At 52.5% G+C, this 21,014-nt stretch carries 20 protein-coding genes and 4 tRNA genes; 12 read left to right on the top strand and 12 right to left on the bottom strand.

The window, feature by feature from the left end; translation table 11 throughout:
* Position 1: 1 nt before the first annotated feature.
* Complete coding sequence (locus F4555_RS04230; RefSeq protein WP_004014980.1) at positions 2-610, bottom strand: NUDIX hydrolase; 609 nt, start codon at positions 608-610, stop codon at positions 2-4.
* A gap of 124 nt (positions 611-734) precedes the next feature.
* Between F4555_RS04230 and F4555_RS04225 the strand changes: the two genes are divergently transcribed.
* From F4555_RS04225 to F4555_RS04215, 3 genes are read left to right on the top strand one after another with little or no spacing between them, the layout of a single operon-like run.
* Positions 735-890: a hypothetical protein gene (locus F4555_RS04225; protein ID WP_004014979.1), complete on the top strand. Its 156-nt coding sequence runs from the start codon at positions 735-737 to the stop codon at positions 888-890.
* Positions 891-893: 3 nt separating this feature from the next.
* Positions 894-1,109: a Glu/Leu/Phe/Val dehydrogenase dimerization domain-containing protein gene (locus F4555_RS04220; RefSeq protein ID WP_081455744.1), complete on the top strand. Its 216-nt coding sequence runs from the start codon at positions 894-896 to the stop codon at positions 1,107-1,109.
* A gap of 18 nt (positions 1,110-1,127) precedes the next feature.
* The gene (locus F4555_RS04215) at positions 1,128-1,271 is read left to right on the top strand and encodes a glutamate dehydrogenase 2 (RefSeq protein WP_004014977.1); all 144 of its coding nucleotides are present in this window, start codon (positions 1,128-1,130) and stop codon (positions 1,269-1,271) included.
* A 67-nt stretch (positions 1,272-1,338) separates the two neighbouring features.
* Here the strand turns inward: F4555_RS04215 and pdxT are convergent, their stop codons facing one another.
* The 5 genes from pdxT to thrS form a co-directional block, all read right to left on the bottom strand.
* Positions 1,339-1,965: a pyridoxal 5'-phosphate synthase glutaminase subunit PdxT gene (gene pdxT, locus F4555_RS04210; RefSeq protein ID WP_004012426.1), complete on the bottom strand. Its 627-nt coding sequence runs from the start codon at positions 1,963-1,965 to the stop codon at positions 1,339-1,341.
* Between the two features lie 83 nt (positions 1,966-2,048).
* Positions 2,049-2,948 carry a pyridoxal 5'-phosphate synthase lyase subunit PdxS gene (gene pdxS, locus F4555_RS04205; RefSeq protein WP_004012427.1) on the bottom strand — a complete coding sequence of 300 codons (900 nt, stop codon included), beginning with the start codon at positions 2,946-2,948 and terminating at the stop codon, positions 2,049-2,051.
* Between the two features lie 173 nt (positions 2,949-3,121).
* Complete coding sequence (ybaK, locus tag F4555_RS04200) at positions 3,122-3,607, bottom strand: Cys-tRNA(Pro) deacylase (RefSeq protein ID WP_004012429.1); 486 nt, start codon at positions 3,605-3,607, stop codon at positions 3,122-3,124.
* A 31-nt stretch (positions 3,608-3,638) separates the two neighbouring features.
* The gene (locus F4555_RS04195) at positions 3,639-4,193 is read right to left on the bottom strand and encodes an HIT family protein (protein ID WP_004012430.1); all 555 of its coding nucleotides are present in this window, start codon (positions 4,191-4,193) and stop codon (positions 3,639-3,641) included.
* A 1-nt stretch (position 4,194) separates the two neighbouring features.
* A complete protein-coding gene (gene thrS / locus F4555_RS04190; protein WP_004014975.1) occupies positions 4,195-6,204 on the bottom strand; it encodes a threonine--tRNA ligase in 2,010 nt (669 codons plus the stop codon).
* A gap of 167 nt (positions 6,205-6,371) precedes the next feature.
* On the opposite strand from thrS, the gene F4555_RS04185 reads away from it, so the two are divergent.
* The 4 genes from F4555_RS04185 (at position 6,372) to F4555_RS04170 (ending at position 8,126) form a co-directional block, all read left to right on the top strand.
* A tRNA-Gly gene (locus F4555_RS04185) sits at positions 6,372-6,444 on the top strand.
* A 43-nt stretch (positions 6,445-6,487) separates the two neighbouring features.
* A tRNA-Cys gene (locus tag F4555_RS04180) sits at positions 6,488-6,558 on the top strand.
* Between the two features lie 4 nt (positions 6,559-6,562).
* Positions 6,563-6,639 (top strand) — tRNA-Val (locus tag F4555_RS04175).
* A 518-nt stretch (positions 6,640-7,157) separates the two neighbouring features.
* The gene (locus F4555_RS04170) at positions 7,158-8,126 is read left to right on the top strand and encodes a ketopantoate reductase family protein (protein ID WP_004014974.1); all 969 of its coding nucleotides are present in this window, start codon (positions 7,158-7,160) and stop codon (positions 8,124-8,126) included.
* 198 nt (positions 8,127-8,324) lie between these two features.
* Here F4555_RS04170 and F4555_RS04165 read toward each other — a convergent pair whose 3' ends face one another.
* Both F4555_RS04165 and F4555_RS04160 read right to left on the bottom strand, forming a co-directional pair.
* The gene (locus tag F4555_RS04165; RefSeq protein ID WP_004016839.1) at positions 8,325-9,317 is read right to left on the bottom strand and encodes an SGNH/GDSL hydrolase family protein; all 993 of its coding nucleotides are present in this window, start codon (positions 9,315-9,317) and stop codon (positions 8,325-8,327) included.
* Positions 9,318-9,468: 151 nt separating this feature from the next.
* Positions 9,469-9,540 (bottom strand) — tRNA-Val (locus F4555_RS04160).
* A 152-nt stretch (positions 9,541-9,692) separates the two neighbouring features.
* On the opposite strand from F4555_RS04160, the gene F4555_RS04155 reads away from it, so the two are divergent.
* The 4 genes from F4555_RS04155 to F4555_RS04140 all read left to right on the top strand — a co-directional run bounded on the left by F4555_RS04155 (position 9,693) and on the right by F4555_RS04140 (position 15,098).
* The gene (locus F4555_RS04155; RefSeq protein WP_004014972.1) at positions 9,693-10,706 is read left to right on the top strand and encodes a LacI family DNA-binding transcriptional regulator; all 1,014 of its coding nucleotides are present in this window, start codon (positions 9,693-9,695) and stop codon (positions 10,704-10,706) included.
* A gap of 134 nt (positions 10,707-10,840) precedes the next feature.
* Positions 10,841-12,988: a glycogen debranching protein GlgX gene (gene glgX, locus F4555_RS04150; RefSeq protein ID WP_004014971.1), complete on the top strand. Its 2,148-nt coding sequence runs from the start codon at positions 10,841-10,843 to the stop codon at positions 12,986-12,988.
* Between the two features lie 132 nt (positions 12,989-13,120).
* Positions 13,121-13,687 (top strand): DUF3000 family protein, encoded by a 567-nt coding sequence (locus F4555_RS04145; RefSeq protein ID WP_004012439.1) that lies wholly within the window; start codon positions 13,121-13,123, stop codon positions 13,685-13,687.
* A 142-nt stretch (positions 13,688-13,829) separates the two neighbouring features.
* Positions 13,830-15,098 carry an HRDC domain-containing protein gene (locus F4555_RS04140; protein ID WP_103759032.1) on the top strand — a complete coding sequence of 423 codons (1,269 nt, stop codon included), beginning with the start codon at positions 13,830-13,832 and terminating at the stop codon, positions 15,096-15,098.
* Here the strand turns inward: F4555_RS04140 and F4555_RS04135 are convergent.
* Positions 15,090-16,085: a DUF5692 family protein gene (locus tag F4555_RS04135; RefSeq protein WP_103759031.1), complete on the bottom strand. Its 996-nt coding sequence runs from the start codon at positions 16,083-16,085 to the stop codon at positions 15,090-15,092. The genes F4555_RS04140 and F4555_RS04135 overlap by 9 nt on opposite strands.
* Before the next feature lie 187 nt (positions 16,086-16,272).
* Here F4555_RS04135 and F4555_RS04130 point away from each other — a divergent pair, with 187 nt between their 5' ends.
* The gene (locus tag F4555_RS04130; protein ID WP_004014968.1) at positions 16,273-17,493 is read left to right on the top strand and encodes a DUF5692 family protein; all 1,221 of its coding nucleotides are present in this window, start codon (positions 16,273-16,275) and stop codon (positions 17,491-17,493) included.
* A gap of 57 nt (positions 17,494-17,550) precedes the next feature.
* Here F4555_RS04130 and F4555_RS04125 read toward each other — a convergent pair whose 3' ends face one another.
* From F4555_RS04125 to dxs, 3 genes are all read right to left on the bottom strand, one after another.
* A complete protein-coding gene (locus tag F4555_RS04125) occupies positions 17,551-17,835 on the bottom strand; it encodes a MerR family transcriptional regulator (RefSeq protein ID WP_244854353.1) in 285 nt (94 codons plus the stop codon).
* Between the two features lie 17 nt (positions 17,836-17,852).
* Positions 17,853-18,626: a hypothetical protein gene (locus F4555_RS04120; RefSeq protein WP_103759030.1), complete on the bottom strand. Its 774-nt coding sequence runs from the start codon at positions 18,624-18,626 to the stop codon at positions 17,853-17,855.
* 190 nt (positions 18,627-18,816) lie between these two features.
* Positions 18,817-20,910 (bottom strand): 1-deoxy-D-xylulose-5-phosphate synthase, encoded by a 2,094-nt coding sequence (gene dxs, locus F4555_RS04115; protein ID WP_115326049.1) that lies wholly within the window; start codon positions 20,908-20,910, stop codon positions 18,817-18,819.
* Positions 20,911-21,014 lie beyond the last annotated feature (104 nt).

Raw genomic sequence — 21,014 nt, 5'->3', positions numbered from 1 at the left:
CTTACCTCTTTGGAAGGACGGTGCCTTCGGAAATCTCGATGGTTTCCCCGTTCCACCCACGCAGCCATCCGCGTACCAGAGGTACAAAATTCAGCGGGTACACCACTGTACCGCAGGCAATGGCCCCTTCGAGTTCCGTCAAATCCCACCATTTCAATTCATCTATCACCTGCTTTTCAACTTCGGTCTCAAAAGCGCGCGAAAATTGCAGCGCGCTAGAAATCCGCACGAAAAAGAAGTCTTCATCTTGTTTACAAGTTAGCTGATGGAAATCGAAAGTCGCGTGACGGCGCAACACCGGCCCGGTGAGCACTTTTGCCTCTAGCCGATGTCCGGTTTCCTCAAAGAATTCTCGTACGGCGGCTTCATGAGGTGCTTCCCCGGGTTCCACGCCACCCCCCACGGTAAACCACCACCAATGCGTGGAATCCGAGAAGTCATGTCCGCGCACCAACAGAGCCTCTTGGCGTTCGTTAACCGCTACTATCCGTGCGGCCTGACGGTGAAAGTAACCTTCGGCATCGCGCGGCCACTCTAAGGCAAAGTAATCCGCCACAAAATTGTTTTCGTCCGATGCATTGGACTGTTGAGGGGGCTTGTATTCAGACATTTGAGGTGTTTCGGTCGGATGAAAGGATTTACCTCCATATTATCCCCTGCTCTAGCGCTAACAACTTTTAAGGTGTATGTTATTATGTAATAGTATAAAATCTAGTTACTCACAGGAGAGTAAAGTGGCACCAGGTAATATGCTCGAAGATGCCAAAGCCCAGGTGCGACGGGCTCAAGAGATTATTGGTTTCGACCAGACATACTTCCGATATCTCACCACCCCACGAAGAGAAATGACCGTAGCGATTCCGCTGCATCGTGACGATGAATCCACCTAGTTACTGACTGGATATCGAGTACAGCACTCGCTGACTCGCGACCCAGCCAAAGGAGGGATCCGATTCGCCCCGAGCGTTGACATTGACGAGGTTCGTGCTCTGGAGATGTTGATGACCTGGAAGGTAGCCCTGTTCAATCTGCCTTATGGTGGAGCCAAAGGTGGGGTCGAAATTGACCCGCGTAACTATTCTGAAGCCGAGTTGGAACGTGTCACCTAGCGTTATACCTCCGAGATTTTGCCAATCATCGGTTCGGAAACCGATATTCCCGCCTTGATGAAACATGTCGCCAATACCGGCAAGGTCGTGGATTTCCCAGGCTCCGAAGCAATTGACCCCACTCAGGTACTGCTGCTAGACGTGGACGTGGTGGTTTGCTAAGTCCGCCCCCACCACTTTGGGTATTTAGCCAGCTACCGGGATGGCACCTCATGAATCCACAAAAAAGTTACTGGACGTAGTCGGCAACCATATCCAAAAAATACCGATGTACTCGCCGGTCACTGGTAACCTCGGGATGAAAAGACGTAGCCAGCAGCGAACCCTGACGCACTGCTACTGCGCGAGGCGACGACTCTGGAGTCTGTTGCCAAGTGGCGAGCACCTGAACCTTGGAACCAACCGACTCCACCCACGGGGCGCGGATAAACACAGCGGGCAACGGGGTGTCACCCCCGAATTCCCCAGGATTTACATGACTAGCGGCAGAGTCCACTTGGCGGCCGAATGCATTGCGTCGCACTGTCACGTCCAAACCACCCAGAGTCTCCTGACCCTCAATCCCGTCAAGAATATGGTCAGCGAGCATAATCATCCCGGCGCATGACCCATACACGGCTCGCCCGGAATGCACAAAGGTCTTCAGCGCCTCAAACACATCAAAAGCGTGAGCTAGCTTGTACATCGTAGTGGATTCTCCACCCGGAATAATCAATCCATCCAGGTCTTCAAGATGTTTCGACAGTTTCACCTCTACGGGTGTGGCACCCAGTTCATGTAATGCCTGAATATGCTCGATTACTGAACCTTGCAGCCCCAGCACTCCCACCCGAAACTTCTGATTAGCCATTAGCATCCTTCTTTATGAATCGTGTTAACTGGATGCGAGCGCCACGTTCTTGAAAACGCAGCGCCCGTATCCTTAAGATTTATTTGAGCCTACCAACCCCGGTTTTCAAGGTGCTGGGCGGCGGGCAAGTCATGAACATTAATACCCACCATAGCCTCACCCAACGACCGGGAGACCTCGGCAACCAGCTCAGGCTCGTTGAAACGCGCGGTGGCTTTGACAATCGCTGCCGCTCGTTTCGCCGGATCACCGGATTTGAAAATCCCGGATCCCACAAACACGCCTTCCGCTCCCAGCTGCATCATTAGAGCCGCATCAGCCGGAGTGGCGATTCCGCCAGCAGTGAACAACACCACCGGCAGCTTCCCGGTTTCCGCAACTTCCTTCACCAGCGGATAGGGCGCTTGCAGTTCCTTAGCTGCGTGGAAAACCTCGTCAGGTCGCATCGAAGCCAGGCGATTGATTTCCGAAGTCATGGTACGCATATGCGTCACCGCATTAGACACATCACCAGTGCCTGCCTCTCCTTTGGAGCGAATCATAGCCGCACCTTCACTGATGCGACGTAGCGCCTCGCCCAGGTTGGTGGCACCGCACACGAAAGGCACCGTGAAATCCCACTTGTTGATGTGGTTTTCGTAATCCGCCGGGGTCAAAACCTCGGATTCATCAATATAGTCCACTCCCAGGCTTTGCAACACCTGTGCCTCTGCAAAGTGACCAATACGAGCCTTGGCCATAACCGGAATAGACACCGCATTAATAATGCTGTCAATCAAATCCGGGTCGCTCATGCGAGCCACCCCGCCTTCGGCGCGAATATCGGCCGGAACCCGCTCCAGCGCCATTACCGCTACCGCACCGGCATCCTCGGCGATTTTGGCTTGTTCGGCGGTAACCACATCCATAATCACCCCACCCTTGAGCATTTGCGCCATACCGCGTTTCACCAGGTCAGTACCAACACCCTCTGCTTTTGTTTCAGTCATTTGTTCTCTTTCTCTACGAGTCACTTCCAGGTTCCATAGTGCCCCTTTTTTGGGCTTGCGGGCAAATTTTCTCCGATTTGACTTGGTGAATTTGGCTGGGCGGCGCGATGCGAAGCCACTGGATAGTAAATATCATCTCATGAAGCCGTGGCAAAAAAGCGCAAACGGCGGAATCACTGTTGCACCACGGCGGCAAAGTCCGCACCCACCACCCGTGCCAAATCCGAAGGCGACACCACAATCTGGGTGCCGCGCACCCCGGCGGACACGTAAATTCGTTCCTGCAGAACCGCGTTTTCGTCAATCACCGTAGGGAAAAGCTTTTTCATCGCTAAGGGCGAACACCCCCCGCGAATGTATCCCGTCACCTCACGCAGGGTTTTCCAGTTAATCAGGCCGACATGCTTCACCCCGAAATGAGCCGCAGTTTTCTTTAAATCCAGCTCGGCCTGAGCCGCGATAACCGCTACGAAATGCCCGCCGTTGCCGTCCTCTAGCACCAGAGTTTTATAAATCACTTCCGGGCTGACGCCCAGCAACTGAGCGGTGTGAACAGCGCCAATCTCGCCGTCAGTGGGATACGAGGACATTTCGTAGGACACCCCGGCTTCATCCAGTTCTCGCATCGCGTTGGTTTTGTGGATTTTCGTTTTTGACATTTTAGTTTCTTTTCATGAGGCGCCAGCCAAACTAGCGACTCTTTGCCTGGTATCCGGAGAATCCCTGGGCTAAGAGTTCCCGGGTTTGCCCCAGTAACTCCGGCACAGCTTTAGTTTTAGCCACGATAGGAAAGAAATTCGCGTCCCCTCTCCACCGCGGCACTACGTGTTGGTGCAGGTGGCCGGCAATACCAGCACCGGCCACCGCGCCCTGGTTCATTCCCAGATTGAAACCGTGGGGATTTTTCGTCTCCCGGATAACCTGCATGGCATGGGCGGTAATTTCCCCAAACTCGATGCGCTCCTCGAAGGTCAAATCCGTGTAATCGGGAATGTGACGGTATGGCAATACCAAGACGTGTCCGGCATTGTAGGGAAACAGGTTCATAATCACGAAGCAGGTCTGGCCGCGATAAACAATCAGGGCTTCCTCATCCGTTTTTTTCGGCGCCTCGCAAAAAGGACAGGCTTCCTGGTCGCGTCGCGACCCGTTATCGATGTACACCATACGGTGTGGGGTCCACAGTCGGTCAAACCCGTCGGGCTCATCACCAAAACCGCGGCTGCTTTCCGGTTCAACATGCATTTCAGTGATTCTTTCGGCTGCGAATGGTTTCCGTGATTTCTTGGATGGCTGCAGAGATTTTCACGCCATTTTTCTGTTCACCACCACGGTAACGGAAAGAAACCGCGCCGTGTTCTGCATCTTCGCCACCTACAATCAGGGTGAATGGAACCTTGTCTTTGGCAGCGTTACGGATTTTCTTACCAAAACGGTCGTCGCTCTCGTCGATTTCCACCCGGACGTTTTCGGCACGCAGCTGTTTGGCTACGTCCTCGCAATACGCGTTGAAAGTATCTGCCACTGGCACCAGACGCACCTGGACGGGTGCAAGCCACGCTGGAAACGCCCCAGCGTAGTGCTCGGTTAATACCCCAAAGAAACGCTCGATAGAGCCGAACAAAGCGCGGTGAATCATCACCGGGCGTTGGCGCGAGCCATCGGCGGCCGTGTATTCCAACTCGAAGCGTTCCGGCAGGTTAAAGTCGAGCTGAATGGTGGACATCTGCCAGGTGCGGCCAATTGCGTCGCGTGCCTGCACCGAAATTTTTGGCCCATAAAAGGCCGCGCCTTCCGGGTCGGGGCGCAGTTCCAGTCCGGAAGCCTCGGCAACTTCCTGCAGGGTGCGGGTGGCTTCTTCCCAAACCTCGTCGCTGCCGACGAATTTTTGGGGATTTTTGGTGGATAGCTCCAGATAAAAATCGTCCAATCCATAGTCCTTCAACAAATCCAACACGAAAGTTAACAGTTTTGTCAGTTCGTCCTTCATCTGGTCGCGGGTGCAGTAAATGTGCGAGTCGTCTTGGGTGAAACCGCGCGCCCGAGTTAGCCCGTGCACCACCCCGGATTTCTCGTAGCGATACACCGTACCGAACTCGAACAAACGCAGTGGCAGCTCACGATAGGATCGCGTGCGGGATTTGAAAATCAAGTTATGCATCGGGCAATTCATCGGCTTCAGATAGTAATCCGCGCCTTCCTTGGTGACATTGCCCTGGGCATCGCGTTCCTCGTCAAGATGCATGGCGGGGAACATACCTTCCTTGTACCATGACAGGTGTCCTGAAGTTTCAAACAATTGTCCCTTGGTTACATGAGGCGTAGAAACGAAGGAATAACCTTCTTCCAGATGGCGCTGGCGGGAATAATTTTCCATCTCCATGCGCACCAATGCCCCTTTAGGGTGAAATACTGGCAGTCCAGAACCGATTTCTTCGGGGAAGCTGAACAAATCAAGCTCCGTACCCAAGCGGCGGTGGTCACGTTTTTCGGCTTCCTCTAGGCGAGTGACATAGGCCTTGAGCTCTTCTTTTGTAGGCCAGGCGGTACCATAAATCCGCTGGAGCGAGTCGTTCTTCTGGTCGCCACGCCAATAAGCTGCCGAGACTTTCAGCAGTTTGAACGCACCGCTGAGTAACCGGGTGGAGGGAATATGCGGACCGCGACACAGGTCTTTCCACGCGGTTTCCCCATTTTTACGCACATTGTCATAGATTGTCAGTTCGGCTCCCCCGACTTCCACTGAAGCGCCAGCGGCAGCTTGGTCGTTGTCTTCATCAGAGCCTCCCTTCAAGCCAATCAGTTCCAGTTTGTAAGGCTGGTCGGCTAGTTCCTGGCGAGCCTCGTCCTCGGTCACGGCACGGCGCACAAAACGCTGGTCTTCCTTACAGATACGCGCCATGTATTTTTCAATTTCCTTGAGATCTTCGGGTGTGAAGGGTTGTGCAACCCCGAAATCGTAGTAGAACCCGTTTTCAATGAAGGGACCGATGCCGTATTTCACATCGGGACGTACCTGTTTCACAGCTTGCGCCATGACGTGGGTGGCAGAGTGTCTTAGGATATTCAGTCCCATTTCCGAGTCTATGGTGATGGCTTCTAGGGCGTCTCCTTCGTGGAGATTACGATACAAATCCCGGGGTTCACCGTTGATGAAGCAGGCAATCACTTCCTTGCGGTCACGGTAAATATCTTGCCCGGTTTGGTCTTCTGCAATGGTTGTTGCCTTGCCGTCAATCACAACGCTGATGCTCACTGTGCGCCTTTCACTAAGAGTTTTTATCTTTACATATCTTACCCGTTTGCGCCCAAAGTGTTCCGACATGCCACAAAGCGCTAAATTTTGCGGAAATTGCTGTTTATTTGCGTCCAGAGCGTTTTTATGTGTAATATGTTCAAGCCGGTTTCGATACGGCAGGCATCGCGGATGTGGCTCAGTTGGTAGAGCGTCACCTTGCCAAGGTGAATGTCGCGGGTTCGAGTCCCGTCATCCGCTCCGGAAAAGCGTCGCAGCTGCTGGTTCGGCGCGTTTCTTTTCTGGTGGGTTGGCCGAGTGGCTAGGCAGCGGCCTGCAAAGCCGTATACACCGGTTCGAATCCGGTACCCACTTCGACGGGCGGTTGGCGCAGCTGGTTAGCGCGTTTCCTTGACACGGAAGAGGTCGCAGGTTCGAGTCCTGTATCGCCCACCAACGGTTTTACCCGCTATACCAACGAAAACGCCCCTTTCATCGCACACGAAACACTCCCCGCAAACACCCCGAAGCACCCCTCGAACCCTCATGGTTGCTGTACAAAAACTGGCATCCCACAAAAGCAAACAGCCTCAGACCACTTCGACAGCTTTCATCTGGCACCTGCCTATGAGTTGAATTCACTGGTACCGCACTCACAATACACCCAGGACTCGACGATGCGCATCGGAGGCATGCTGCGGGATTCGCGAATTGCTCCTCATTCGAAAGTTATCCCCTCGGTGCCTGAAGAAGAGTTACACAAGTGCTGCGAAATTTTCAAATCATGGATAACTAAATTTTGATATTCTTCCAAAAATGTGTAACATGCTGTAAAACCAAAAAGCAGTTGGCCGTTTGGTTAGTAACCGCATACTGTCTTGCTGCTTTTTGCCATATCCATAATCGCTTCGACGTAATTCGCGTAAATACGAGTATCGCCTGAGTGCAGTTTTTATTCAAAAGGAGGTGTCACTATGAGTGGCATGAAATATGCAATGATTGGTTCGGGAGCTATGGGATATCGCTATGGCGTTTTGTTGCAGGAAACGGCTGGCATTCATGTTGATTTCATTGACGCTTGGGATGAAAACGTGAACAAGGTGCGTGAACAGGGTGGCGTGATGGTGAGCCGAGACCATGAAAACCGCCATTTGGTGCCGATTCGCATGTATACTCCTGAGGATTACGATGGCAATCCAGATGTCTGGATTGTGTTTATGAAACAGATGCAGCTTGCAGATATGTTGCAGCGGTGCAAGCACTTGTTTAAAAACCACCAGATTGTGTTTTCCGCCATGAACGGATGGGGTCACTTTGAAAAGTTGCAGCAGTATTTTCCAGATGATCGTATTTACGGCGGAACTGCCCTGATTGCAACGGTTTTGAATGGGCCTGGTGATGTTGATTTTATTGGAAAAGCTGGCGTAGGCACTATGAATATGTGCGCATTGAACGAGCAGGTTAGTGAGGTTGAGCTTGCTATGCGAGATGATTTTAAAGCCGCCGGCTTGAATCCTACTATTACGGAAGATTTTAAAGGTACATGCATGGCAAAAGTGGTTTTTAATTCTGTGATTAATACTTTGTGCACAATGTACCAGATTCAAATGGGTCAGTTTATTTCTTACCCTGGTGCGATGGATATGGCTCGTCAGCTTATTAACGAAGCTTACGATGTGTGCGATCGCGCTGGAATTAGGATGGTTAATACTCGCCAACAGGAACTGGAAGCTATCGACTACGTGAGTCGTGTGGCATGTCCTTTGCACTATCCTTCCATGTACCAGGACATGAGCCGTGGTCGTGAAACGGAAGTTGATTACATCAACGGTTATATCGCAAAACTTGGTCGCGACAATGATTACGTGTGTCGTACGCATGAGTTCCTAACTCATGGCGTGCATTTGGCTGAGCTTGCGTTCAAACTGCACCATCAGCAGTGACTTAGGGTCGACGTAATACGACAGCTAAGAACAGTGGCTAAATATCACTGTTACAGCTCTTGGCAGAAATGAAAAGGAAATGCGGCTCGTGGCTTTTGCTGCGAGCCGCATTGTTTCCTTCCACACGGGAGAGGTCGCAGGTTCGAGTCCCGTATCGCCCACCAACGCCATGCCCGCCTTCATTTATGTTTTTGTCGCTTAGGAATACAAATCGTCGGCAGTGTCTTGCCACAGGTCGCGTTCTTTGAGCAGTGTCTCGGAGGCGCGTGCGAATTCCAAGGCCGCCCCGCGATAACCATCCACATTGGGATGGAACCCATCTTCGGCACGAATCGACAAAATCCGCCACAACGGAACTTCCCCGAGTTTACGGATGGGAACCACGATGTGCGGCGAGCCCTCTACGGCCGCTTTCAAGGCCTCATTTAATTCCACGGCGCGTCTGTCTCGCGGCAGTGGTGTAACGGCAGGAACTTCGGCGATAAGGGTGGGAACCGGCAAGTAGCGGCAAATAATTTCTAGATTTTTTTCGAAAAGTTCTGCGGGAATTTCAGCATCATCAGCAAAGGTATCATTTCCCCCAATATCAAGGGTAATCAAATCAGGTTTAACCCCCAGCGTCAATAGTCTAGGCAGCTCCGTGCCAGTTACAGTAGAAGAAATGGCACCGGAAATGGAAAGATTCAGCACTATCACCCGTCGTCTGGTGGCACGGCGCAAATACGAGGCCAGCAATGCCACGTAGGAATCTCGCACATCCTCGCATCCCACTCCCTGAGCTGCCGAATCACCCAGGGCTACATAGATAAATGGCGGTGCTCCTTCTATTTTTGTGGGTCGTGCCAGGGTAAGGTTTGGGTTCATGAGGGGCTTGTTGGAATACCATCCGCTGCGCTTTTGGTGTCGCAGCGCCCCAACACTCAACATATCAAAGGCAGGATTCATCCCTGCTGGGTTTTCCCACATCCCGAGTTCGCGGAGTTTTGCCAGCCCAGTGATAACGTGGTCTTCCCAAAACCAGCGATGTGCCGAGACCTCCTGGTAAACCTTCCACATGCCAGCAGCGGTATGTCCCGCTGCTATCAAAGTTCCCGAGGTTCCCAACGCCGCCAGAGCGCTTACTTTCGAGGAAGTCGGCAGTTCTTTAATGAGTTCCAGCACTTTTTCTAGAGTATTCTTGTTCAGTTCCACACCTTCAGTCTAAGACTGTTGTTGAGTTAACTCTAGAGTGCTGAATACTATCATCAGCTTCAAAGCTGATTTAGTAGCCAGTGCTACCTACCATGCTGGTTATGATGGCTCCATTTAATCTGGAATTTTGAAGAATCAAGGGAAAACTGGGTGGGCCATACTGGGATCGAACCAGTGACCTCTTCCGTGTGAAGGAAGCGCGCTACCGCTGCGCTAATGGCCCAAGGCTCCATAAGATTACCTCATCAACCCGGTCAAAGCAAAATTTTCCGGAAACTTGAAATTTTGGCATCAAGTTGACATATAATGTTGATTGTTCTGACAAACTGTACAGGATTTTCATATAAGATATTCAGGAAACTGTAAGGATTGCGTGTGAATAACGAAACCCTAGAAAAACCGCCAGCCAAACGAGTAACCATGAAGGATGTCGCCAAAGCGGCTCATGTGGCCACCTCAACCGTGTCCCGGGCACTGAACCGTCCCGGAAGAACCAATCCTCTCACTGCCGAACATGTCTTTCGAGTGGCTCGCGAAATGGGATACATCAGCGAAGATGACGCGAGATGTCACCGCAGCGCCCCTCTGACCAAACGCTTCGGAGTCGTAATCGACATGGGCAACACAGCCCTGATTTCAGCACTCAAAGCCAGCGCGACCGAATCTGGATATCAACTGATTTTCTTGGATGCGAACTCTCCGTTGGGAGAACTGGGCACATCCTGCCAAACCTTCCTCAAGCATGTGGATGGATTCTTGATAGACAGCGAAAAAACGAAAGTCGAACTCAATGCCTTTGTAGAACATCATCCGCTTGTGTGGTTAAACCGCGAGACTTCCAAATACGACGTGGTGATTCCCGATGTCAAACAGAGCATCAGCGAAATCATCACGTTTCTGCGGTCACAACCCGACTCCCGCTTCACTGTCATGCACGCCGAAGGGCAAAGCTGGGTGACTGATGAATGTATGGATACGGTGTCGAAGCTGAGCAAAAAATACAAACTCGACATGCAGGTAATTAACGGGGTGACCAATAGCGTTAATTCGGGGTACAAGGTGTTGCGACACTGGGAACGGCGTGCGTTGAGTAACGTATTGGTCTTCGGAAACCTTGCCGCCGTGGGCTTCATCCGAGCGCTTCGTGAAAAGGATCCTAGTGCATTGCAAAGCGTGGCCATCTTAGGGGTGGGTGAACCGCAAAACGGCCTATTGGCTCTTCCTACCCTCTCAACTCTTGAAATCCCGCAAGAAACTATCGCCCGCGTGGCCGTAAAACGCCTCCTAGAAAAAATCCATGACCCTAATCCGGGGGCGAAACACGCTATTCAAAAAATACCTATGCGGTTGATTCGACGCGAATCCACCAGAATCTGGCGTCAACACTGAAGCCAGATTCTGGTGGATTCAAAGGCTTTCGATGGGGTGATAGAACCTGGATTTTGGCAAGCCCCTCATGAACCCGAGAATACCGCCACACCCGCAACCACCCGCAACGACGGAAAGTGTGAGAAGCTAGACGTATGGAAATCTGGCCTGGAAAACCCTATCCCCTCGGTGCCACTTATGACGGATCTGGCACCAATTTCGCGCTCTACTCGGCGAATGCCAAAAAGGTAGAGCTGTGTCTCGTTGACGACGACGGACTGGAGATGAATCGCCTGGAGCTAACCGAAATCGACGGGCACGTATGGCACGGCTACGTGCCGAATCTGCGGCCCGGACAACACTACGGTTACCGGGTTTACGGATCTTATGACCCCGCCAATGGCAAACGTTTCAACCCCAGCAAACTGCTTTTGGATCCCTATGCCAAGGCCATCGCGGGCGACCTAGACGGAGACATGTCGATTTTCGCTTATCCACCCGGAAATCCCGACGGCTACAACAACGACGATTCCGCCACGCACACCATGCACTCGGTGGTAATTAATCCTTTCTTCGACTGGGGAAACGACCGTCATCCCGGCCTGGAATACCCCGAGTTGGTGATTTATGAAACCCATGTCAAGGGCATGACCATGCTAAACCCCGCCATACCCGAGCGACTGCGCGGCACTTACGCCGGAATTGGACACCCCAAAAACATCGAATATCTGCAACACCTGGGAATCAACGCTCTGGAGCTGATGCCGATACACCAGTTCGTCACCGATCCCTCACTGCAAGAAAAAGGACTGACTAACTATTGGGGATACAACACTATCGGATATTTTGCCCCGCACAACGCGTATTGCTCGGAACCACAAACCGACAATCAAGTCGAAGAATTTAAACAAATGGTAAAAAACCTACATTCGGCGGGGATAGAAGTAATTCTGGATGTTGTTTACAACCACACCGCCGAAGGTAACCACCTCGGCCCCACTCTGTCCTTTAGAGGCATCGACAACGAGGAATACTATCGCCTGGTCGAGGGCGACAAGGCGCATTACTTTGACACCACCGGAACTGGAAACTCCCTGTTCATGCGCTCACCGCAAGTGCTGCAGCTAATTATGGATTCGCTACGTTACTGGATTACCGAGATGCACGTCGATGGTTTCCGTTTCGATTTGGCCTCGACCTTGGCACGTGAACTCAGCTCGGTGGACAAGCTTTCGGCATTTTTCGACATCATCCACCAAGACCCGATAATTTCACGCGTCAAGTTGATTGCCGAACCCTGGGACGTGGGCGAAGGGGGCTATAACGTCGGCGGTTTCCCGATTCTGTGGTCGGAATGGAACGGGAAATACCGCGACACGATTCGCGATTATTGGCGCGGAGAACCGGCGAAACTCGGGGAATTTGCCTCACGTTTTTCGGGTTCGGCAGATCTCTACGCTCACACCGGGCGCCTGCCGGTGGCTTCCATCAACTTCGTCACCGCCCACGACGGGTTCACGCTGCTAGACCTGGTCAGCTACAACGGAAAACACAATGAAGCGAACGGGGAAGGCGGCGCAGACGGCGACAATAACAACCGTTCCTGGAACCACGGTGCCGAGGGACCGACCGAGGACGAAAATATCAATGAGCTGCGCCGCCGCCAACGCTACAATTTCTTGACGACTTTGTTGCTGTCCCAGGGAGTGCCGATGATTTCTCACGGAGATGAGCTGGGACGCACCCAGAGCGGGAATAACAACGGGTATTGCCAAGACAATGAAATCACCTGGATTGATTGGAGCCGCGAGGCACGCGACGAGAAAATGTTCGATTTCACCCGCAAACTGATTCGACTGCGTCGCGAACACCCGGTGTTCCGACGCCGCCGTTTCCTGGCTGGGGACGCGGCTCGCGGGGGTGAATCTGACCGTGGGGATATCGAATGGTTCAGTGTTACCGGCGAACACATGACCGACGAAGAATGGACCACAGCTTTTGCGAAAGCATTGACAATCTGTCTGAACGGGAATTCTATTGATGAACCGGATATTCGCGGGGAACGTGTGATGGACGATGATTTCATTCTGATGTTCAATGCCTCCGAGACTGACATTGATTTCACTATGCCCCAGTGGGCACACGCTTTTGAGTGGTACCAGCTAATTGACACAGCGGACAATGAACAACCAATTTGCACCCGTTTCGATAACCGACTGCATATTGGTTCCCCGAAATCCATCACGGTAAAGTCGCGTTCCATGGTGGTTTTGGGTTCTCCCGTCGAAGCCGACGACTTGTGAGTTTACGCCTGTGTCCCGCCGCGCCTCATGAACCCGACTCTGCACGGCGCCGTCACGCCCGCACCACGCAATTCCGCCAAGTTTGCGGCGTGGGAAAGGGAATTAGCTCAAAGCGCTCAATAGAGTGAACTCATGACCAATGCTAAGCTACCCCCCGCCTGGGAGCTAGCTTTGCTGTCTTTGCGCGAGGCTCACGCCCAAATCCCAGCGCATGTCTCGGTTCACGAGGTTCCCGCGCCCAAGGAAATCGCTCCTTTCGCGGCCGCTATCAGTGGGGAAACAGCGCTGCATGTCGCGGCAGAGACTCCAGCTGTCGGTCGGCTGGTATTGCTCTTTGACCCCCAGGAACAGCCCGGTTGGGGCGGCCAGTTTCGGGTGGTTGCCCTGGTGGCATCCGAAACCGAGTTGAATTTGGGGGAAGATCCGCTGGCTGGTGAGGTGGCTTGGTCTTGGTTGCGCGATGCTTTGGCGGGGCGTGAGGCGCATTATTCTCACCTGGTAGGCACGGCTACCGCTACGATTAACCGTTCTTTCTCGGGTGATTCTTTGCGTGGCACTTCCGCTAGCCTCGAGATTCGCGCCTCGTGGACACCGACTTCCTATGATTTATCGGCGCATTTTCTGGCGTGGGTGGACACTTTACTGCAGTCCACAGGTTTTTCTCCAGAGGAAAACGTGGTCGGCTTGCGTAGTCTCTAAGGGATTTCCGTTTCATGAGGTGCCATCCGTTTTCCCGGATTCAACTCGGATTCCCCGACTTCTTTAATTCAGTATCCCTTCCCAGCCGCTTCCAGAGCGGCAAATACCGCTGAACAGCCAGGCAAGATACGATTAACTGGTTATGACCAAAGACTTAGTATCGAAATCCGAACATTCATCCTCGACTCGCGAGTCAGCTTCCAACCGTTCCTATCGTTTGGTGAAGCACCCCCAAGAGCCCTTGGAGGGCGTGGTAAACACTCCCCCGGCTTTGGCGCGGGTTTGCGAACTGGTGGCGGCGGGCAGCGGGTCGGTGGCTTTGGACACCGAACGAGCCGGGGCTTTCCGATATTTCCAGGGTGCCTATCTGGTACAGCTACGCCGGGAAGACACGGGGACTTTTCTGATTGATCCCACGGCTTTCCCCGATTTGGAGCCTCTCGGCGCGGCGATTGGCAAGGCCGAGTGGATTTTGCATGATGCCACTACGGATATGCCGTGGCTAGCCGAGATTGGGATGCGGCCCAAACTGTTATTCGACACGGAGTTGGCTGCAAAATTGTTGAATTTCGAGCGTTTTGGCCTGGGTTCCTTAACCGAGCAGGTTTTGGGAATCATGTTGGAAAAGGAACATTCCGCCGCTGACTGGTCGACGCGACCCTTGCCGCAAAGTTGGTTGGAATACGCCGCTTTGGATGTCGAGTTTCTGGTTGACTTACGCCAGGCTTTGTGGTTGCAACTCGGCGAAGCCGGCAAGGATGACTGGGCGGAACAGGAGTTCGAACATTTACTGTACTTCGAGCCCCCCGCTCCGAAGCCCGACCCGTGGCGCCATGTTCCCGGTTCGGGCAAGGTGTATTCACCGCGTAATTTGGCGGCGTTGCGCGAGTTGTGGCAGACCCGCGAGAAAATCTGTGCCGCCGAGAATCTTGCTCCGACCAAGGTGCTTTCCAATCCGGCCTTAATTGCTTTGGCGGTGGCTTTACCTCGCGGCAAGCGCTACATGAATTCGATAGAGGCGTTTCGTAACGACCGGGTGGGACGGGAGCGTGCGGATACGTGGTACGCCGCGTTGTCGCGTTCCTATAAGTTGCCGGTTCATGAGTTGCCATCAAAACGTGCCCCCCGCGTTCGCGGTGCGGTTCCTGATGCTAGGAATTTCGCACATAATCACCCCCAGGAAGCCGAGCGTTGGCACCGTTTACGCGATGTGGTAATCCAGATTGCCGTCGAGCTAAATGTTCACAGTGAAGTCATGCTGGATTCCCGCACTACCCGCCGTTTGGCCTGGGTTTTGCCGGATAATGCTCCCGAGCCGCAAGTCTTGGAGGTACTGCAAGCCTCGGAGGCTCGTCCTTGGCAGATTGAACACCTGTTGGATGGGTTGGTCAAGGCCTTACGCTCAGAGTAGTTCTTTCCCCAAGGACTTATTGATGCGCTGACGGTCGAATTCGCTGGCATTGTTACGAGCGATGGCTAGGTTTTCCCTGGTGTCAGCATAGACTTCTTGCCGGAAGGGATTGCGTTTGGTGACGGCAATCTTGCGCACGTGCATCGCGAAAACTATCAGGTTAATTACCAAAGCTAAGGCGGAAACGATAAACAAAGCGACCGGATTATGCGCTGAGCGGTGCGCAAACATGGAATCATGCATGAAGTGCGGGAAGGTGAGTACTATCGCCGACCAGAAGGTCAGGGTATAGGCGCGGTACTGAATCCAGGCACCTTTCCCGAAGGACAGGAAAGCCGGAATGGTGCAGGACAGCAGCAAGGCCACCCCCGAGTACCAGGCTCGGTCGGCCAGACAGTTGTACACATAGGCCACGTTCCACACATCATAGGCAATAATCCAGCCCACCGTCAGGTCGCCCCAAATAATCTGGCGGTTTTTGTGGGCAGAAACATAAATCCCCGCCCAGCCGGAAATCATCAGCAGGTTTAGGATGCCCGCGATACCGTTCATGATGTTCCACGGTCCGCCCACGGTCATCAGGTTATTACTGGGGTCAACTCCGTGCAGCCCGTAGCATTGGAAATCACGAATCACGGCCTCCAGGATGTTCACCGACAAAATCAGGGGCGGAATACACAGGTACCAGTATTTGGTGCGCAGTTTCGGGAAATATTGCAAGGCGACTAATGAAAGGGAACCTATCAGCGCCGAGTACTGTTTGACGATGGGGAACCACCCCGCCGAACTGGTTCCAGCGGTGGAGTGCGGCCACCAGAAAATCGTCAGGCACACGGGAATCACGATGAATACCGCCAGCGCCACCCATTTACTGCGAATCGCTAGCCACGCGGTTACCGCCAGACCGGCGATAACCAAGACCAGCATGGCATAGTCCCACCACTCGCCGACTTCAAAGAAAAACAGTGTTGGATAGTCTAGTTTCATTGTTGTCACTCCGTTTCGCGTACGGCGTGAGGCGGAAACTTCTTTGTTCCAGAAAGTGCCCCCACGACCACTTCACAGGGTCTATAATAACCAAGAAATAGCTCTGATGTGACACTTTTGGCTAATGTGTTTCATCAGCACCGCCATATCCGTCAAAGCAGACGGAACGCTCTCGGGAGGTATAACCATGGGATTCATGTGGGAAGTCGGTTCCGGCTGGGTTTATCTGTGTTGGATAGTCGTGTTTGGATTGCAGATGCTAATAGCGGAAATCAATCGACGTTGGGTGTGGACGGCTTTCGCGATTTGGACGCTGGGCGGGGTGTTGATTACCCCCTACGTGATTATTCACGGGGTGCCCATGGTGGGGTGGTTCCCCTTCGGTAAGTTCGTGATTATGATTGCCACCGCCACCATGACCGCGTTTTTACTGTTCTGGGGGAAGCGTCACCCGGAGAAAGCCCACCGTTATGCCTTTTGGATGGGTTTTGCTTTGTGGGTGGGATTGGCTCTGAACATCACCGAGGCTAATATCCGCGACATCATGATTTTCTTTGAAAATGATTCTTATCTGGCGTGTGCGTCTAATGCCCAGTGTTTGCAAGACATTGATGCGGCTCGCGCGGTGTCGATGATTAACGGTTTGCCCGAGACTCGGGGGCTTACTTCCGAACCGCTCTCCCCACAGTGGTATCAGGATGTGGCGGCGGTGTTCGCAGCCAAGGGCATCGGGATTGACCCGTCCACGGGATTCCGCACTATTGGTGGGTATTGGAATCTGTTGAGTGCAGCAGCAGGTTTCTTGAATATCATCACGATTACGGGATTAGGCAAGATTTTCATTACTTCCCGGAAAGATGTCAAGGTAAAAGGTTTAATCTGGGCGGATATGGCCTGGCCGTGGATTATTGCCTATGATTTGTGGAATCACGCGTTCTTGTACAACTCGCTGGCGGACTACACTTGGTATTGCACGTTGGCTTTGCTCTTGGCCTGTACAGTTCCGGCTTTTACTTGGGCTAAAGGACAGTGGATTTGGTTCCGTTGTTTTACCCTGATGTTTTGGATTGCAGCCAACAATATTCTGCCCGAACTGTTGGTTATCCCTTCTTCGATGACTAACTATGCGACGATGAATCCAGTGGCGAACATTATCTGTTGTTGGGCTGCTTTCCTCTTTAATCTAGGGTTATTCGTGTGGTGGGTGTGGGTTATTGTTGCCAAGCGTCGCAATCCTTTCACCAACTGTCTATTCTTTGAACTCGGTGCCTTCCGCAAAGTAGTAAAGGCTCATGCCGATAACCGCGATAAGTATTTCTTGACTGACCGGATTCCGGAAACCCCCACGGAACTGGGCTTCGAACCAGACACCGACCAGCCTCCCATCGACGCCTGGTCAGTGAAATAAGTGTAGGCGAGTTGAGCATTCAGTCAACTCGCCTACATTATTGGCATGCAAAAATTATCATCCGGTTTCAGAGTTAACATCACTCGACTCACGTTTCATCAATTCTTTCGCGAGGTTAGAGCCATTCGCGTCAATGTTTGCCCGGCGCAAAAGGAGCTTTATTTCTGTCAAGGAACTGATGACCTCTTTATGGAACTTGTATGTGAAGTATGTAGAAAATATCATCCACAGTAATATGATAACCAGAATAAAAAGAAAACCAAAACCTAGAATTTGAGAAAAAACATATGTCAGCCCCATATCGGAAGGTGGAGCTGGTGATACCGGAGAATTCAGACTCATTTCGCACCTCCCCACTGTCACAGCTGCATTCTAATAGAACCGTGAGAATTCGTTACTTGGGGATAGTGAGTTTCTGAAAGATATCCAGCAAAAGTACACTGCGTCTGATAGTTCAAATAAGCTGGGCCGTCAGAATCTTCCATTTGTTTATAGCCATACAACGTAGGAGGCGTGCAGGACATCGCTCCCTGAATGTGAAGGTATGCAGGACGGCTTATAGTTGAACCGTACCCCTGTAACCCTTGATAGTCAAAAGTAACCCTAAAGGAAATCATTCCGTTACTAACAGTTCCGGTGCACCCTATTCCAGCCACCCAACCATTTCCTCCCTGACGACTCTGACACGAAAGATTCATTGAATCACGAAGCATCATACTGTGAATAGGTACCTGTTTCGGTAACACTGTCCTGATGTCAGAGCTGAGATTTTGAAAAGGATAGGTTTCAAGCGATTTGGAACCATCGGAAAACGTACTCACTCTCAGGGTTTGATTTGCCATAAAAGTCTGATATACATCAACAGGCTTTTCTTTATTCATACTTTTAGGTAATATTCCATTTTTGAGCTTATCAACCAGCTTATTGACAATATCGTTTGGTGTATCTAAGTCGCGATGAAAATTAACGAAGTCACGCACACTGTTATCATCAAGTATTGCTGCCTTAGTTTGGACTATAGTGTCTGGAACATTTGCGCCTAACCCTGTCGCACACGCTATCGGAACCCAAGACAACGCCAATAGTGTGACCGATACTCCGACTGCTGTGTTGCGTAGCACGTGTTTAATCATGTCACTTTCCTCCTTGTGAATCTACACTGAATTCCCCTTTATCGTACGCCTCTAACTATGTCATGTCTACGAAACAGCGTTCTTTAACTCGATTTACTGGAATTTTTTAGTATCTTAGCACTCAATCCCTATAAGTCGCACGCTCAGAGTTCTACTCTAAAATCTTAATCGTCGCACGTAGGACAGGATTTCAAAGTAAGGGCGAACGCGACTCTACGTGGGTGCGGGATTTCAGGGAGGCAACTAGTGAATCCGGGGTCAACCCCAGCTCGGCTAAAATCTCGGCGCGGGTGGCGTGTTCCAAAAAGCGCTTGGGGATGCCATAGCTCAGCACTGGCACGAAGCACCCCACCGCTGCCAGACAATCACGCAGTTGCGAACCGAAACCGCCATCGACCAGGCCATCTTCCAAGGTGACCACCCAGTTGAAACCCGGGGCTATCCGACGCAAATCAGCGCTGATGGGCAGCAGCCAACGCGGGTCAACCACCATGGTTTCGAAATCCGTGGCCAGCATCTGGCCAGCCGTAATCCCCAGGGGCGCGAAAGCCCCGGTAGCGACCAGCAGCATCCGTTGGCGCGGGGAGATGACCTCGATATTAGTGGCATTAGCAACACCACCGGCAGTAATCTCAGTAGCGCTTGCGCATGACACCGCATCAGCCGGCACAGACTCCCCTGCCACCAGCCCCGAAACCACATCCCCAATCACAAAATCTGGGGACTCCCACAGCACATCAAGGCTGCCCTCGCGGCGCAACGCCGGAATCGGCTCGGGCAGGGAACCCTTCGGGTAGCGCACCAGAGTCGGCGCATTGTCCACCAATACCGCTTCGCCCAACTCGTCTCGCAAGGTAGCCTCGTCGCGGGGAGCCGCCAGGTGCAAACCCGGCACGGTTGCCGCCAAGGCAATATCCCACATCCCGTTGTGACTCGCCCCGTCCGAACCGGTCACACCCGCGCGGTCTTCCACGATAGTCACTCCGGCATGGTGCAAAGCCACATCCAGCAACAGCTGATCATAGGCTCGGTTCATAAACGTCGAATACACCGCGAAAACCGGGTGGAATCCCCCGTAGGCCAGCCCGGCGGCCGTCGCCATCGCGTCAGCCTCGGCAATCCCCACATCGAAAACCCGATTTGGAAAGGCCTTTTTAAACGGCAACAAACCTACGGGTTGCAGCATCGCAGCCGTAAGCGCCACGATTTTTTCATCCCGCTTCGCCAGGTGCACAATTTCATCGGCAAAAACACCCGTCCACTCGAAACGCTTAGGTTCAATCGGCAGCCCAGTTTCAGGGTGGATACGGCCGATAGCATGGAAATGATCCGAAATGTTTTGCTCCGCTGGACTATAACCACGCCCCTTTTGGGTAATCACATGCACCAACACGGGTTTACGGGAAGCCAAAAGGCGTGTAAAGGAAAATTCGAGGGCAGCAATGTCGTGCCCGTCAACCGGACCGGTGTAAGTAATCCCAATTTCGTCGAATAACGGCCCGCTCTCGGGGGAAAACCAATCACGCAACCCGGCTTTAGCCGCATGTAAACCCGAATAGAGAAAATTCCCGATAACCCCGCCGCGTCGCAGCGTTTTTTTGCCCCAGCTCAGAGTTTTGTCGTACAACGGAGTGACCCGCAAGGCATCCAGGTGGTGCGCTAAACCCCCAATAGTCGGCGCGTAAGAACGCCCATTGTCATTCAAAACAATTAACAACCGCCCCTCATTTTCATCCGCAATATTATTCAAAGCCTCCCAAGCCATCCCCCCAGTCATGGCTCCGTCACCGATAACCGCCACCACCCAACCGGGGCGATGCGCCAAACGATTGGCTTTCATAATTCCATCCGCCCAAGCCAGCGAGGCAGAGGCGTGAGAGTTCTCGACCACATCAGTCTCGGATTCCGCCCGAGACGGATATCCTGACAACCCCCCGCGTTGACGCAGCAACGAGAAATCCTGGCGTCCAGTCAACAGTTTGTGTACATAAGCCTGGTGTCCCGTATCGAAAACAAAGGTATCGCGGTTCACATCGAAAATCCGGTGCAGGGCAATGGTCAATTCCACCACCCCCAGGTTCGGGCCTAGGTGTCCCCCGGTTTGCGCCACCGATTGCACCAAAAAACGGCGAATCTCGCCAGCGAGTCGGTTGAGCTCCTGATGGTTTAGACTCCGCAGATCATGCGGAGTTGTAATCGTAGGCAGAATCCGCAAATCTGGAAATTCGGAAGCCTGTGAGTCAGACTGGCGTTTCTCCGGTTTCGGCTGGTTACACTTAGGCAAAACTCCCCCTTAGAAAGTAATCCTTACTATTCTAATGGGTGGCCAGCCTGGATAAATTAACTATCGCCAAAGATTACGGATGGCACCTCATGAAGCCGAAACCA

The organism is Mobiluncus mulieris, from assembly GCF_014204735.1.
Lineage (GTDB): Bacteria > Actinomycetota > Actinomycetes > Actinomycetales > Actinomycetaceae > Mobiluncus > Mobiluncus mulieris.
This window is presented reverse-complemented; position numbering and strand designations above follow the sequence as displayed.